Source organism: Bacillus sp. CGMCC 1.60114, assembly GCF_042676365.1.
Taxonomy (GTDB): domain Bacteria; phylum Bacillota; class Bacilli; order Bacillales; family Bacillaceae_G; genus Bacillus_A; species Bacillus_A rhizoplanae_A.
In genome coordinates, this window is the sequence record NZ_JBHTHG010000004.1 from 1 (window position 1) to 16,441 (window position 16,441).

The window sequence follows — 16,441 nt, forward strand, 5'->3', positions numbered from 1 at the left end:
TCCGGTATTAGCCCCGGTTTCCCGGAGTTATCCCAGTCTTATAGGCAGGTTACCTACGTGTTACTCACCCGTCCGCCGCTAACTTCTTAAGAGCAAGCTCTTAAGTGGTTCGCTCGACTTGCATGTATTAGGCACGCCGCCAGCGTTCATCCTGAGCCAGGATCAAACTCTCCAATAAAGTGTTTGTCTAGCATCATAAATAAAAATTGACGTTTCACGTTGTTTGTTTCGTTTAGTTTTCAAAGTTCAACATCGCGTTTCAGCGACTTTTATAATATAACATAACATTTCATGTTCGTCAACAACTTGTTGTAACATTTTGTTTCGGTGAATTGCTGACTCTGCCTATTATATAGACTTCACTCCTCCTATGCAAGCACTTTTTATAAAAAAAAAGAATAAGGAGAATCTCCTTATTCTTCTGAGCTTTCTTGATCTTCTTGTATGTCTTCTTCATCTTCTTTTTGTGCTTTTGCTACTGTCGCTACTTCTTGGTCGTCCTCTAAACGAATTAAACGAACACCTTGCGTATTACGTCCCATTTGAGAGATTTGGTCAACTGGCATACGAATTAACACACCTGCTGCTGTAATCAGCATAATATCTTCTTCACCATGTACAGACTTAACAGCAATTAACTTACCATTTTTATCTGTAATATTACATGTTTTAAGACCTTTACCACCACGACTTTGTAAACGATATTCCTCAACTGGAGTACGCTTACCATAACCATTCTTCGTAACAATTAAAACATCCATATTTTCTTCCACAATTTCCATGCCGACAACTTGATCGTCATCACCTAATGTAATGGCTTTAACACCCGCTGCATTACGTCCCATTGAACGGACATCTTCTTCATGGAAACGAATTAACATACCATTACTCGTACCAACAATCATATCTTTTTCACCTGTTGTTAAGCGAACAGAGATTAATTCATCTTCTTCACGAAGAGAAATAGCAATTAAACCATTGTTACGAATATTAGCAAATGAGGAAAGCGGCGTTCTTTTTGCAATACCATGTCTTGTTGTAAAGAATAAAAATTGATCATCATTAAATTCTCGGATTGGGATAATCGCATTTACCCATTCACCTTTATCCACTTCTAATAAGTTAATAATCGGTATACCTTTTGCTGTACGACTATATTCAGGAATTTCATAACCCTTCGTTCGGTATACTTTTCCCTTGTTTGTGAAGAATAAAATGTGATCATGAGTAGATGTTGTTAATAAATGTTCTACAAAATCATCATCGTTTGTCCCCATACCTTGGACTCCACGTCCACCACGATTTTGTGTTTTATACGTGGAAGCCGGTAATCGTTTAATATATCCATTATGAGTTAGAGTGATTATAATGTTTTGTTCTGGAATCAAATCTTCATCTTCAATAGCTTCCATGCCGCCAATTGTAATTTCTGTTCTTCTTGTATCATTAAAACGCTCTTTTATTTCTTCTAATTCTTCACGTATAATCTCAAGAACTTTTTCTTCATCTGCTAGGATTGCTTTTAACTCTGCAATCAATGCAAGTAACTCTTGATATTCTTGTTCGATCTTCTCACGTTCTAATCCAGTTAAACGTTGCAAACGCATATCTAAAATCGCTTGCGCTTGTTTCTCACTTAAACCAAAACGCTCCATTAATCCTTGTTTCGCAATTTCTGCTGTCTTCGAATTACGAATTAGAGTAATTACTTCATCAAGATGATCTAACGCGATGCGTAAACCTTCTAAAATATGAGCGCGAGCTTCTGCTTTCTCTAATTCATATGCAGTACGTCTACGGATAACGACCTTCTGATGCTCCAGGTAATGATATAGACATTCTTTTAAATTTAATACTTTTGGTTCTCCATTTACGAGCGATAGCATATTAATACCAAAGCTTGTCTGAAGTGCTGTATGTTTATATAAGTTATTCAATAACACATTTGCATTTACATCTCGTCGTAATTCCATAACGATACGCATACCATTTCGATCTGATTCATCACGTAAATCTGTAATACCATCAATCTTTTTGTCTCGAACAAGCTCCGCAATCTTTTCAATCAACCTTGCTTTATTCACTTGATATGGTAGTTCAGTTACAATAATAGATTGTTTCCCATTTGCCTTCTCTTCGATCTCTACTCTTGCACGAAGAATTACTGTACCACGCCCTGTTTCATACGCTCTTCGAATTCCACTTCGTCCAAGAATTTGACCAGCTGTTGGGAAATCTGGGCCAGGGATATACTCCATTAATTCTGCGATTGTAATCTCTGGATTGTGACTTAACGCTAATACCCCATCAATTACTTCACCAAGCTGATGCGGAGGAATATTCGTTGCCATACCAACAGCAATACCAGTTGCACCATTTACTAATAAATTAGGAAAGCGCGCAGGTAATACAATTGGTTCTCTTTCCGAACCATCATAGTTATCTTGATAATCAATTGTATTTTTTGTGATATCACGCAATAGTTCCATAGAAATCTTGGACATCTTTGCCTCTGTATAACGCATCGCGGCCGCCGAATCACCATCGATAGAACCGAAGTTACCATGTCCATTTACTAGCATATAACGTTGACTAAAGTCTTGGGCCATTCGCACCATTGTCTCATATACAGCTACATCACCATGCGGATGGTACTTACCAATTACTTCACCAACGATACGCGCTGATTTCTTATATGCTTTATCAGCAGTAATCCCTAAATCATTCATTGCATATAAAACCCTGCGATGTACAGGTTTTAGCCCGTCCCGAACATCTGGCAGTGCACGAGATACGATAACGCTCATCGCATAATCTAAAAACGAGGTACGCATTTCTTGGCTAATATTAATTTCTCGAATTCGGCCTTGTTGTTGGTTGTCTGACATCAACCAGCACCTCCTCATTACATTTCCGATCGATATACCATGTTCATTTATACGTAGAAGACAGGAATACTCCGATTCCTGTCATCAATCATTAAATATCAAGGTTTTTCACATATTTTGCATTTTCTTGGATAAAGTTACGACGTGGTTCAACTTTATCACCCATTAAAATTTCAAATGTTTCATCTGCTTCAATTGCATCTTGAAGCGAAACTTGAAGAAGTGAACGTACTTCTGGATCCATTGTTGTTTCCCATAGCTGCGTTGGATTCATTTCTCCAAGACCTTTATAGCGTTGAATACCTGGTTTTGGTTGTTTCGGAATCTCCACTAATATATTTTCAAGTTCTCTATCGTTGTAAGCATACTCAACTCTCTTACCTTGTTGCACTTTATATAATGGCGGCTGTGCAATATATATATAACCGTGCTCAATAATTTGACGCATATAACGGTAGAAGAATGTTAATAATAGGGTACGAATATGAGCGCCGTCGACATCAGCATCCGTCATAATAATAACTTTGTGATAACGCGCCTTTTCAATATCGAAATCTCCACCAATACCAGTTCCAAGCGCAGTAATAATTGTTCGCACCTCATCGTTTGATAAAATTTTATCTAAACGTGCTTTTTCTACATTAATAATTTTTCCTTTAAGTGGTAAAATCGCTTGGAAGTGACGATCACGCCCTTGCTTTGCTGAACCACCCGCGGAATCACCCTCTACGATATAAATTTCACTAATAGAAGGATCTTTAGAAGAACAATCTGCAAGTTTTCCTGGCAAGCTTGATACTTCTAGCGCACTTTTTCTGCGCGTTAACTCACGAGCCTTTTTCGCCGCTACACGTGCACGCGCTGCCATCGTTCCCTTATCTACAATTTTTCGAGCGACATTTGGGTTTTCAAGTAAAAACTTTTCAAGTGCTTCAGAGAAAACTGATTCTGTAATTGTTCTCGCTTCGCTATTTCCGAGTTTCGTTTTCGTTTGCCCTTCAAATTGCGGATTTGGATGTTTAATGGATACAATAGCCGTTAAACCTTCACGAACATCTTCACCCGTTAAATTACTATCAGCATCTTTTAAAATATTATTTTTTCGACCATAATCATTAATAACACGTGTTAATGCTGTTTTAAATCCAACTTCATGCGTACCACCTTCATACGTATGAATATTATTTGTAAATGAATAAATGTTAGTTGTATATCCTTCGTTATATTGAAGTGCAACCTCAACTTGAATTCCATCTTTTGAACCTTCTACATATACCGGTTCCTCATGTATCGGTTCTTTAGAGCGATTTAAATGCTCAACATAAGACTTAATACCGCCTTCATAATGGAATTCTTTCTTTTGTTTATGTTCACGTTTATCTTCAATTGTTAGTTTAATATTACGATTTAAAAACGCTAGTTCTCGTAAACGAGTTGCTAACGTATCAAATTCATATTCCGTAGTTTCAGTAAAAATTTCTGCATCTGGTTTGAAGCGCGTTACTGTTCCTGTATGATCTGTATCCCCAATCACCTTTAAGTCTGCAACTGGAATACCACGTTCATACTTTTGATAATGAATTTGCCCGTCACGATGAACAAATACCTCTAACTCCGTTGATAATGCATTCACGACAGAAGCACCTACACCATGTAAACCGCCAGAAACTTTATAACCGCCGCCGCCAAATTTACCACCCGCATGAAGAACTGTCATAATAACTTCTACTGCGGGGCGACCCATTTTCTCGTGCATCCCAACCGGAATACCACGGCCATTATCTGTTACTGTAATACTATTATCTTCTTCAATAGCTAGATTAATCTCATCACAATATCCTGCTAATGCCTCGTCAATACTATTATCAACAATTTCCCATACAAGATGATGAAGACCTTTTCCGCTCGTTGAACCAATATACATCCCTGGACGTTTTCGAACTGCTTCTAGTCCTTCTAACACCTGTATTTGACTTTCGTCATATGCGTTTTCTTCAATTTGTTTTTGTTCCATTGACACAAAGATCACCTACTTTTCCATTTAGACAGAAGCTATTTATCTTCTTCTCCACAATCCACTGTGCCGTTCGTTACATGAATTGTTTTTGCTTGTTTTAATGTATCATGCTCAATTCCATCAACACTTGTCGTTGTCACAAACGTTTGCACCTTTCCTTGAATTGTATTAAGCAGATGTGATTGCCTGTAATCATCTAGTTCTGATAACACATCATCTAATAAAAGGATTGGATATTCGTTAACTTCTGAATAAATTAATTCGATTTCAGCTAACTTTAGGGAAAGTGCGGTCGTTCGTTGTTGCCCTTGCGAACCAAAGACTTGAACATTTTTACCATTAACGAAGAATTGTAAATCGTCACGATGAGGCCCAATTAAGGTTGTACCACGGAAGAGTTCACGTTGTTTCACAGATTGGAAACTTTCATAGTATACTTCTTTTATTTTCGACAAATCCATGGATTCTGATACATCTATACTTGGTTTATAGACTATTTCTAGTTCCTCAAGTCCTCTGCTAATCCCCCGATGAATTGGAGCGGCCCATTCTTGCAATAAACGTAAAAATTCAAAGCGTTTTTTTAACACTTTTACACCATGTTCAACGAGTTGAACCGTAAACACATCTAGCATAGCTTCATCATTTTTACTGTTTCCTTGCATTTTTTTGAGCAAATGATTACGCTGTGTAAGAACTTTTTGGTATTGACTTAATTCATACAAATATACAGGAGCTATTTGTCCAAGCTCCATATCTAAAAAACGTCTTCGTACTTGAGGACTTCCCTTTACAAGATTTAAATCTTCAGGAGCAAACATAACAACATTCATTACGCCAATATATTGACTCAATTTTTGTTGCTCAAGTTGATTTAACTTTGCCTTTTTCCCTTTTTTGGAAACGTTCAGTTCTAAAGACAAAGAGTTATTTCGCTTTTGCAGTCTCCCTTTTATCTTACCACAATCTTCATCCCATCTGATGAGTTCACGATCGTTAGAAGTTCGATGAGATTTAGCCATCGCTAATACATAAATCGCTTCCATCAAATTTGTTTTTCCTTGCGCATTTTCGCCAATAATTACGTTTACTTTATCTTCGAAGGAGAGATTTAACTGCTCATAATTGCGATAGTTTTGTAAATGTAATTCTGTAATATACAAAGGGATCCCCCTTTATCCTTGAACTTGAAATGTTCCGATCCCCGGAATTTCAACAATATCATTTGTATATAATTTTCGGCCTCGTCTATTTTCAGACTCTTTATTTACATACACTTCATGCTCTTGTAAAAACCATTTTACTGCTCCGCCTGTATCAATCACGTCAGCCAGTTTTAAAAATTGTCCTAATGTAATATATTCTGTCGAAATTTGAATATGTTTCATACAAATCGCTCACTTTCTAAAAGTGTTCATTCTTTCATTGTACTAAATAAACAAGCATTAGGAAAGTAATAGGAAAAAATCAAAAGGGTTACCAGTACATCTACACTAGTAACCCTATCCTTTTAGTACGTACGTACTGGTAAAATTAATTGAATAATGGAATCATCGTTCACTGTACGAATTAAAAATGGTCTCATTGCACCAGTGAAGCTAATTTTAATCTCTGTACTATCTAATGCTTTTAATGCATCCATCATATATTTTGCACTAAAGGAGATTTTTAACTCTTCACCTTCAATTTTCTCGCATTGAACTTCTTCTTCTACTTTTCCGATTTCTGGAGAGTTCGATGAAATTTCTAACATTTGCTCTTCCAAAGTTGATAATTTCACAACATTATTACGTCCGTCTCTTGCTAATAAAGAAGCTCGATCAATTGCTTGTAAAAATTCTTTTGTATTTACAAAAATATCCGTTTTACTATCCGGCGGGATTAGTCTTGTTGTATCAGGATAGTTACCTTCTAACAGTCTAGAGAAGAATAATAAATGTTTCGTCCGGAATAACACTTGATACTCCGTTATAACAATATCTACCATTTCTTCTGATTCATCAAGAATTTTACTTAACTCATTTAAACTTTTTCCTGGAATAACAACATTTGCTTGAAATTCATTCGAAATAGTTTGTCCTGCAATTTTCGCTTTGCGCAGCGCCAAACGATGACTATCTGTTGCAATACAAATCAATTCGCTGTTATATACCTTCCAGTTTACACCTGTCAAGATTGGACGTGTTTCTGATGTAGATACAGCAAAAACAGTTTGACGAATCATATGTTTTAACAGATCTGTTGGAATTTGAAATACATGATGTTCTTCAATCTGTGGTAACAATGGATACTCAGCTGAGTCTAAACCATTTAAGTTAAACTCGGATTTTCCAGATTTTATTTTCGTCATAAAATGACTTTCGACAGAAATTTCAACTGTATCTTTCGGTAATTTTTTTACAATTTCACTAAAATATTTTGCTTGTAAAACAATACTTCCTGATTGTAGGATTTCTACCATTTCTTTTCCATCTTCTTCAATTGGAATAAAGGATTCGATCGATATATTAGCATCGCTACCCGTTAATGTAACACCTTCTTCATTTGCTACGATTTTAATCCCTGTAAGAATCGGAATTGTTGTACGAGAGGAAACAGCTTTCATTACATCTTGTACACTTCTGACAAGATAATCTTTTTGAATTGAAAAATGCATAACGAAAACCTCCGGCAAGTATAAAATTGATTTTATTTAATAATAATAAAAAATTAGTAGTAATAGTAATAGGTCCTGTGGATATGTGGATAACTCATTTAAAATACGGAAAAACAGTCTATCTACATGTGGATAGACTGTGTGTAAGATAGAGAAAGTTATTCACGTTATTCACATCATATTACTTTAAAATATCGTGAATGTCTTCAAGTTGCCTTTGTAATTGTGCATCTGTTTTTAACAGTTTGGAAATTTTTTCGTGTGCATGAATGACTGTAGTATGATCACGACCTCCAAACTCCTCACCGATTTTTGGTAAAGAGGAATCTGTTAGTTCACGAGACAGATACATTGCAATTTGACGAGGAAAAGCGACAGATTTTGTACGCTTTTTCGCTTTAAAATCTTCTAATTTCACTTGAAAAACATCCCCTACAGCCTTTTGGATGTCATAAATTGAAATAATTTTCGGCTTGGAATTTGGAATAATATGCTTTAGTGCTTCAGCAGCTAAATCGGCATTAATATCCTTGTTAATTAAAGATGAATACGCTACAACACGAATTAGGGCACCTTCTAATTCACGGATGTTAGAGTCAATTTGATTTGCGATATAGAGCATAACTTCATTTGGAATATCCAGACCTTCAGCTTTTGCTTTCTTGCGTAAAATCGCAATTCTTGTTTCTAAATCTGGAGGAGTAATATCTGTAATAAGTCCCCATTCAAAGCGTGAACGTAAGCGATCTTCTAATGTAGGAATTTCTTTTGGCGGACGATCGCTTGAAATTACAATTTGTTTACTTTCTTCGTGCAGCGCATTAAATGTATGGAAGAACTCTTCTTGTGTTTGTTCTTTTCCAGCAAGAAATTGAATATCATCTATAAGTAGAACATCGACATTCCGGTATTTATTCCGAAAATCAACGGCCTTATTATCACGGATAGAATTAATAAATTCATTTGTAAATTTTTCAGATGACAGATAAACAACTTTTGCGTTTGGATTATGTTCGATGACATAATGCCCAATTGCATGCATTAAATGCGTTTTTCCGAGCCCAACTCCTCCGTAAATAAATAAAGGATTATATGCTTTAGCCGGCGCCTCTGCTACAGCTAACGAAGCTGCATGGGCAAAGCGATTGCCAGAACCGATTACAAAGGTGTCAAATATATATTTTGGATTGAGCATGCTTTGCGGGAAATGATTAGGTTCATCATGCATTGCTTTATTCTTTTTAACAGGAGGATAGTCGAATTCCTCTTCTGTTTGACTTTGTGGAATGATAAAGCGAATCTCGAGTTCTGCTCCCATTAAATGAATGATCGTTTCCGAGATAAGATCTGAATAGTGGGATTCTAACCAATCACGCGCAAATTCATTTGGAGCTGTAATGGTTAGAACGTCCTTTTTTAAAGAATAAGCTTTTGTAGATTTAAGCCATGTTTCGTAGCTAGGCTTACTCACCTTTTTTTCTAGTTCTTTTAAGGTGCTATTCCATAAATCCGAAATGTTTTCCAAAGTTGTCCCTCCTTTACAAAAGATGATAAGTTAACAACGTGTTTAACGTTTGTACAACATAACAAAACAACACTGTATATTTATACGTAACACTTTTTAAAAGTGAAAAAGCGGTTTAAATATGAAATAGAGTTTTCGACAAAAAAACGCATTGTGGAAAACTCTTTATGCACATGTGATTATACATGTCCACAAGTTATTCACAAATTGTGGATAAATAATAATTGTGGAAAACTTGCCCAAGGTGAAAACACAACTATAATATCAAAAAAATATAGCAATAGCAATGTATTTCAAAAAGTTATCCACAAAATCAATACCTTGTGGAATAAACTTGTCCACAATACGATATACTGTGTAAAAACAAAAAATGATTTGTGGATATAAAAAAGTGTCGAAAAAAATTATCCACAACCGATAGGATGTATTGTGAACAACGCTGTGAATAGGTAGAAAATGAATATTTTATTAAAATTTTGAGAAGCATTGACATTCTCCTACCAAATTAACTATAATTTATAGGACTGTCTTTAACAGTTATTCCTCAGGGAGGTGTCATATAATGAAAAGAACTTATCAACCAAATAAACGTAAGCGCAGCAAAGTACATGGTTTCCGTAGCCGTATGAGCACAGCGAACGGACGTAAAGTTCTAGCAGCTCGTCGTCGTAAAGGTAGAAAAGTATTATCTGCGTAGGCCACTGATCGTTCAGTGGTCTTTTTTCTAGTAATTATGAATTTTCCGCTGGCGAAATACAGGAGTGTTCAATTGATATGAAGAAAAAGAATCGTGTAAAGAAGAATGAGGAATTTCAAGCTGTTTTTCAAAATGGAACATCAAATGCTAATCGTCAATTTGTTGTATACCAATTAGAGAAGCCTGATCAACCGTATTTTCGAATTGGTCTTTCCGTTAGTAAAAAGCTAGGGAATGCGGTTATGCGTAATCGAATTAAACGTATGATTCGTCAAGCTTTTACAGAATTAAAAGATGAGATAGATTCTGGAAAAGATTTTGTTATAATAGCAAGGAAGCCTTGTTCAGACATGGACTATGAACAATTAAAGAAAAGCTTAATTCACGCTCTGCGCCGCTCGGGAGTAAAACTGGCAAAAAGTAGCGAAATAAGAGGAAAATGAATTACACTATATACATATCTAAACAAGGAGGAGCAGGCTGTGAAAAAAAAGATAAGTTTACTGGTCATGCTTATTGCTGTAATGGCAATTTCTGCTGGCTGTAATCAAACAAATCAGCCGATTACACCGCAAAGTACGGGAATTTGGAATGAATATTTCGTATACCCACTTTCTCAGTTAATCACGTATTTTGCAAAATTATTTGGCAATAACTATGGTTTATCGATTGTTGTCACAACTCTTATTATTCGTTTTGCATTATTACCATTAATGATTAAGCAAACGAAGAGTACGAAAGCAATGCAAGCATTACAACCTGAAATGGCAAAGCTAAAAGAGAAATACAGTTCTAAAGATCAAGCGACTCAGCAAAAATTACAAAAAGAAATGATGCAATTGTATCAAACACATGGTGTAAATCCGTTGGCTGGGTGTCTACCAATTTTTATTCAAATGCCAATTTTATTTGCATTTTACCATGCAATTATGAGAACAGCAGAAATTAAACAACATACTTTTTTATGGTTTGATTTAGGTCATGCTGATCCATATTACATTCTTCCAATTGTTGCAGCGATTACGACGTTTATTCAACAAAAGCTCGCAATGGCTGGTACTGCTGGGCAAAATCCACAAATGGCAATGATGATATGGCTTATGCCTATCATGATTTTAGTTTTCGCAATTAATTTCCCAGCTGCATTATCTCTTTATTGGGTAGTAGGTAACATCTTTGGTATTTTACAAACATATTTGATCAAAGGGCCGGATATTAAGGCTAGTAAGGCAGGAGGATCAAGTAAGTGAGTATGATTACTGCTAAAGGACAAACAGTCGAACAGGCAGTGCAAACCGCATTAGAACAATTACAAGTATCAAGAGATAAAGTGGAGATACACATCATTGATGAAGGCAAAAAAGCTTTCCTCGGTTTCATTGGAGGGCGTCCTGCTATTATAGAGGTCATTGTAAAAAAAGATCCTGTCGAGGAAGCGGAACTTTACTTGAGAAGTATCATAAAAGAAATGAATGTTGATGTAACTATTGAAAAAGATGTAAAAGGACGTGACATTCATTTTACACTTTCCGGTAGTGAGGTCGGTGTATTAATTGGAAAAAGAGGACACATACTAAATTCTTTACAATATGTAACAAAGCTTGTTGCGAATCGTAGCACGAAACAATATATTGGTGTAACAATTGACGCTGAAAATTATCGCGATAAACGAAAAGATACGTTAGTGTCACTTGCACTTCGACTAGCAAAGCAAGCTAGCAATACAAAAAAAAGAATTGTGTTAGAACCGATGCCTTCTTTTGAAAGAAAAGTTATACATCAAGCCCTTGCGAATCATCCATATGTGATTACAACATCTGAAGGGGCAGAACCACATCGACATGTTGTCGTATCTCCAAAATAAAGCCAAACTTCCATCCTGAGGGATGTATCTTAAATGGTTGGCTAGTTGAATGAATTAGACTCTTATGGGCAACCTATCTGCTTTGAATCCTTTAGAAGATTGAAGCGGGAGTGTTATTGTCCTTTAGAGCGGGATAAACCGGTAACTCGTTTGAGTGCCGGTTTTTTACTGGATAAAGTGAAACTTCCATCAGTGGGGGTTTTTTTCATTCCCCACTGACGGAAAGCTCTCACCAATCGAGCTTTTACGGGCAGTTATTCTTCAATTATCTTCCTCGCTTCTCTCGGGGGCTTACTGCCCGTTAATGCGGGATAAAATATGAATACAGGAAATTACCTGTGGATAAATAAAACGCACTAAACTTATCCACTGTGTATAAGTTTAGTGCGTTTTATGAGAGGACATAATAAAATAAGTTATTATTCTTTTTTACACAGTTTCGTTATGGTATCCTAATAATTTAGTGAAAGAAAAAATCGTATTGAAATAGAGAGAAATAAGCAAGTGAGGTGAAAGAACATGGAATTTGATACAATTGCTGCAATTTCCACAGCTCTTGGGGAAGGTGCAATTGCCATTGTTCGAGTAAGTGGAGATGATGCGGTAGAGAAGGTAAATCGCATTTTTAAAGGGAAAGATTTAACAACAGTTCCATCTCATACAATTCAGTATGGGCATATTGTAGATTTAGATACAAATAAAGTTATTGAAGAAGTTATGGTTTCAATTATGCGGGCACCAAAGACATTTACGCGTGAAGATATCGTTGAGGTAAATTGTCATGGTGGCCTTGTTTCTGTAAATAAAGTATTACAACTTATCTTATCGCAAGGTGTTCGATTGGCAGAGCCAGGGGAGTTTACAAAGCGTGCTTTTTTAAATGGACGTATTGACTTATCGCAAGCAGAAGCGGTTATGGATTTAATTCGTGCGAAAACAGATCGAGCAATGAATGTTGCGATTAACCAAATGGAAGGGCGTTTATCAAAATTAATTGGTCGCCTGCGTCAAGAAATTTTGGAAACATTAGCTCATGTAGAAGTGAACATTGATTACCCGGAATACGACGATGTAGAAGAAATGACACATGGAGTTTTAATTGAGAAGGCGGAATATGTTCAATCAGAAATTGGGAAGTTATTGCAAACTTCAAAGCAAGGAAAGATTTTGCGTGAAGGAATTGCAACGGCTATTATTGGAAGACCGAATGTTGGAAAGTCATCTTTATTAAACAGTCTTGTGCAAGAAAAGAAAGCGATTGTAACAGATATAGCTGGAACGACCCGGGATGTTATTGAAGAATACGTGAACGTGCGCGGTGTACCTCTTAAACTGATTGATACAGCTGGAATTCGCGAAACAGAGGATATTGTAGAACAAATCGGTGTAGAGCGTTCAAAAGAGATGATGAATAAAGCGGATTTAGTTCTTCTAGTTATAAACTATAGCGAAGTGTTAACAAATGAAGATGAAGAATTATTCCGAGCGGTGCAAGGAAAAGACTTTATTGTCATTGTAAATAAAACAGATTTACCACAGCAAATTGATATGGAACGCGTTACACAATTAGCTGGTTCAGCTCGTGTTATTACAACAGCTTTAATCGAAGAAAAAGGTGTAGATGAGCTAGAGCAGGCAATTGCTGATCTCTTCTTTGAGGGAGCAATTGAGGCAGCAGATATGACATATGTATCGAATGCGCGTCACATTGGGTTGTTAACACAGGCAGAAAAGACGATTGGTGATGCAATTGCGGCTATTCATAGTGGCGTACCGATTGATATGGTGCAAATTGATTTAACAAGAACGTGGGAAATACTTGGTGAAATTACGGGAGACACTGTACACGAAAGTTTAATTGATCAGTTATTCTCTCAATTTTGTTTAGGTAAGTAATCCTAAGGAGGAATGGAAAATGGGATACAACGCTGGTTATTATGATGTTATTGTAATCGGTGCAGGTCATGCGGGGTGTGAGGCTGGTTTAGCGGCAGCTCGTATGGGAGCAAAAACATTAATGTTAACAATTAACTTAGATATGGTTGCGTTTATGCCGTGTAACCCTTCGGTTGGTGGACCTGCAAAGGGAATTGTTGTTCGCGAAATTGATGCGCTCGGCGGTGAAATGGGAAGAAACATTGATAAAACACATATTCAAATGCGTATGTTAAACACAGGAAAAGGTCCAGCCGTACGTGCGCTTCGTGCTCAAGCAGATAAATTTGCGTATCAACATGAATTGAAAAAAACAATTGAAGAAACACCAAATTTAACATTGCGTCAAGCTATGGTTGAGCGCCTAATTGTAGAAGACGGTGTGTGTAAAGGTGTTGTGACACAAACAGGAGCGGAATATACAGCAAAAACAGTTGTTATTACAACAGGTACGTTTTTACGCGGTGAAATTATCGTTGGGGATTTAAAATATTCAAGTGGACCAAATAACCAACAACCATCTGTGAGATTATCAGAGCATTTAGAAGAACTTGGATTTGAACTTGTGCGCTTTAAAACAGGTACGCCTCCGCGTGTAGATAGTAGTACAATTGATTATAGCAAAACAGAAATTCAACCAGGTGATGATACACCACGTGCATTCTCTTTCGAAACAACGAAGTTCATCATGGATCAAATTCCATGTTGGTTAACATATACAAGTGAAGAAACGCATCGTTTAATTGATGGGAATTTACACCGTTCTGCCATGTATTCTGGCATGATTAAAGGAACAGGCCCAAGGTATTGTCCTTCAATTGAAGATAAGGTTGTTCGTTTCCATGATAAACCACGTCATCAAATCTTCTTAGAGCCAGAAGGACGAAATACACAAGAAGTATATGTACAAGGTTTATCAACAAGTCTACCTGAAGACGTACAACGTGAGATGTTAAAGACCATTCCTGGCTTAGAAAACGTAGAAATGATGCGTACGGGATATGCAATCGAATATGATGCGATTGTACCAACGCAACTGTGGCCAACACTTGAAACAAAGAAAATAGAAAATTTATATACAGCAGGACAAATTAATGGAACATCTGGTTACGAAGAAGCTGCAGGTCAAGGTTTAATGGCGGGGATCAATGCGGCGTGTCGTTCATTAGGTAAAAAAGAAGTGATTTTAAATCGTTCAGATGCGTATATTGGTGTTTTAATCGATGATTTAGTAACAAAAGGTACAAATGAGCCATACCGCCTATTAACATCTCGCGCAGAATACCGTTTATTATTACGTCATGATAATGCGGATCTTCGTTTAACAGAAATTGGACATGAAATTGGTTTAATTCCAGAAGAACGTTATGAACGTTTTACAGTAAAAAAAGAGCAAATTGAAAAAGAAAAAGAACGTTTATCAAATATTATTATTAAGCCACGTCCTGAAGTACAAGAGTTAATTCGCGGAGCTGGCGGAAGTGAACTAAAGGATGGTATACGTGCGAGTGATTTATTACGTCGTCCAGAAATGACATATGAGCATATTCAGCTTCTTGTTCCAAGTGAAGAAAAGATTAGTGATGAAGTGACAGAGCAAGTTGAGATTCAGCTTAAATATGAAGGATACATTGAAAAATCTTTACAACAAGTAGATCGTATGAAGCGTATGGAAAGCAAAAAAATCCCAGTTGATATTGATTACGATGCAATTTCTGGAATAGCTTCTGAAGCACGTCAAAAATTAAAGGATGTCCGTCCGCTATCTATGGGGCAAGCATCTCGTATTTCCGGGGTAAATCCAGCTGATATTTCCATTTTACTTGTGTATATAGAACAAGGAAAAATTGCACGAGTATCGAACAAATAAATAGTTAGGAGATATAGCGAGATGAATATAGAACAATTTCAATCTATGCTAGTAGAAAGAGGTATTACTCTTTCTACTAGGCAGTTAGAGCAATTTGAAATCTATTTTGAGACGTTAGTTGAGTGGAATGAAAAAATGAACTTAACAGCAATTACAGAGAAGGAAGAAGTATATTTAAAGCATTTTTTTGATTCTATTACAGCTGCTTTCTATCATGATTTTTCAAAGCCATTATCTGTTTGTGACGTTGGTGCAGGAGCAGGATTTCCTAGCATTCCTTTAAAAATTTGTTTTCCAAATTTAAAAGTCACAATTGTGGATTCCTTACAAAAACGTATTACGTTTTTAAATCATTTGGCAACAAAATTAGAATTAACCGACGTAGCGTTTTGTCATGATCGTGCTGAAACATTTGGAAAAAAAGAAGGCGTACGTGAATCTTTTGATATTGTAATGGCACGCGCTGTGGCTCGTCTCTCTGTCTTAAGTGAATTGTGTTTACCGCTTGCGAAAGTAGGGGGAACATTTATTGCAATGAAAGGTTCCGCCGCAAACGAAGAAATTGAGAATGGCAAATATGCTCTGCAAGTGCTTGGCGGCGAATTGAAAGGAATTGCTACATTCCAATTACCATTTGAGGAAAGTGAACGTAATATCTTATCGATTGAGAAAAAGAGAAAAACACCAAATAAATATCCGCGTAAGCCAGGGACACCGAATAAATTACCTATTGAAAAATAAATCTTATTAGACGTAAGATTAAGTTATACAAAGTGAAACTTCTATCAGTAAATTTGTTTATTATCACTGATGGTTAGTTGAACGACTCGGGCTTTTTACAGGCAGTTATCCACCACCTATCTTTTTTGATTCTCATAATATTGAGGCGGGGGGCATACTGCCCGTTAGAGCGGAAGAAATAAAAACGTAAATGTTTCACATGGAACATTTTTGTATAGAGTATTCAATAGGATTCAAAGGTGGTGGAA

The 16,441-nt window shown here is 36.5% G+C and carries 13 protein-coding genes and 1 rRNA gene; 7 read left to right on the forward strand and 7 right to left on the reverse strand.

Annotation, left to right across the window (positions count from 1 at the left end; all coding sequences use genetic code 11):
* From ACFQZ1_RS01195 to dnaA, 7 genes are all read right to left on the reverse strand, one after another.
* Window positions 1-178: ribosomal RNA gene (locus ACFQZ1_RS01195) — 16S ribosomal RNA — on the reverse strand; the annotation flags it as partial.
* Window positions 179-413: 235 nt separating this feature from the next.
* Window positions 414-2,888 carry a DNA gyrase subunit A gene (gyrA, locus tag ACFQZ1_RS01200; protein WP_377880280.1) on the reverse strand — a complete coding sequence of 825 codons (2,475 nt, stop codon included), beginning with the start codon at window positions 2,886-2,888 and terminating at the stop codon, window positions 414-416.
* A gap of 91 nt (window positions 2,889-2,979) precedes the next feature.
* Window positions 2,980-4,902, reverse strand: coding sequence for a DNA topoisomerase (ATP-hydrolyzing) subunit B (gene gyrB, locus ACFQZ1_RS01205; RefSeq protein WP_377880281.1), 1,923 nt, complete (start codon window positions 4,900-4,902; stop codon window positions 2,980-2,982).
* A 38-nt stretch (window positions 4,903-4,940) separates the two neighbouring features.
* A complete protein-coding gene (gene recF / locus ACFQZ1_RS01210) occupies window positions 4,941-6,068 on the reverse strand; it encodes a DNA replication/repair protein RecF (protein WP_377880282.1) in 1,128 nt (375 codons plus the stop codon).
* A 12-nt stretch (window positions 6,069-6,080) separates the two neighbouring features.
* The gene (gene yaaA, locus ACFQZ1_RS01215) at window positions 6,081-6,293 is read right to left on the reverse strand and encodes a S4 domain-containing protein YaaA (RefSeq protein ID WP_377880283.1); all 213 of its coding nucleotides are present in this window, start codon (window positions 6,291-6,293) and stop codon (window positions 6,081-6,083) included.
* Window positions 6,294-6,415: 122 nt separating this feature from the next.
* Complete coding sequence (gene dnaN, locus ACFQZ1_RS01220; protein ID WP_377880284.1) at window positions 6,416-7,561, reverse strand: DNA polymerase III subunit beta; 1,146 nt, start codon at window positions 7,559-7,561, stop codon at window positions 6,416-6,418.
* A gap of 181 nt (window positions 7,562-7,742) precedes the next feature.
* Window positions 7,743-9,086 (reverse strand): chromosomal replication initiator protein DnaA, encoded by a 1,344-nt coding sequence (gene dnaA / locus ACFQZ1_RS01225; RefSeq protein WP_377880285.1) that lies wholly within the window; start codon window positions 9,084-9,086, stop codon window positions 7,743-7,745.
* A gap of 562 nt (window positions 9,087-9,648) precedes the next feature.
* On the opposite strand from dnaA, the gene rpmH reads away from it, so the two are divergent.
* The 7 genes from rpmH (at window position 9,649) to rsmG (ending at window position 16,193) form a co-directional block, all read left to right on the forward strand.
* A complete protein-coding gene (gene rpmH, locus ACFQZ1_RS01230) occupies window positions 9,649-9,783 on the forward strand; it encodes a 50S ribosomal protein L34 (protein ID WP_000831901.1) in 135 nt (44 codons plus the stop codon).
* Between the two features lie 77 nt (window positions 9,784-9,860).
* On the forward strand, window positions 9,861-10,226 hold the full coding sequence (rnpA, locus tag ACFQZ1_RS01235) for a ribonuclease P protein component (protein WP_377880286.1): 366 nt from the start codon (window positions 9,861-9,863) through the stop codon (window positions 10,224-10,226).
* Window positions 10,227-10,265: 39 nt separating this feature from the next.
* Window positions 10,266-11,033, forward strand: a complete 768-nt coding sequence (gene spoIIIJ, locus ACFQZ1_RS01240) for a YidC family membrane integrase SpoIIIJ (RefSeq protein ID WP_377880287.1) — start codon at window positions 10,266-10,268, stop codon at window positions 11,031-11,033.
* Window positions 11,030-11,647 (forward strand): RNA-binding cell elongation regulator Jag/EloR, encoded by a 618-nt coding sequence (gene jag / locus ACFQZ1_RS01245; RefSeq protein ID WP_377880289.1) that lies wholly within the window; start codon window positions 11,030-11,032, stop codon window positions 11,645-11,647. The genes spoIIIJ and jag overlap by 4 nt, the downstream gene beginning before the upstream one ends.
* A gap of 519 nt (window positions 11,648-12,166) precedes the next feature.
* Window positions 12,167-13,543, forward strand: coding sequence for a tRNA uridine-5-carboxymethylaminomethyl(34) synthesis GTPase MnmE (mnmE, locus tag ACFQZ1_RS01250; RefSeq protein ID WP_377880290.1), 1,377 nt, complete (start codon window positions 12,167-12,169; stop codon window positions 13,541-13,543).
* 19 nt (window positions 13,544-13,562) lie between these two features.
* The gene (gene mnmG / locus ACFQZ1_RS01255; protein ID WP_377880292.1) at window positions 13,563-15,452 is read left to right on the forward strand and encodes a tRNA uridine-5-carboxymethylaminomethyl(34) synthesis enzyme MnmG; all 1,890 of its coding nucleotides are present in this window, start codon (window positions 13,563-13,565) and stop codon (window positions 15,450-15,452) included.
* Between the two features lie 21 nt (window positions 15,453-15,473).
* Window positions 15,474-16,193 (forward strand): 16S rRNA (guanine(527)-N(7))-methyltransferase RsmG, encoded by a 720-nt coding sequence (rsmG, locus tag ACFQZ1_RS01260; RefSeq protein ID WP_377880294.1) that lies wholly within the window; start codon window positions 15,474-15,476, stop codon window positions 16,191-16,193.
* Window positions 16,194-16,441 lie beyond the last annotated feature (248 nt).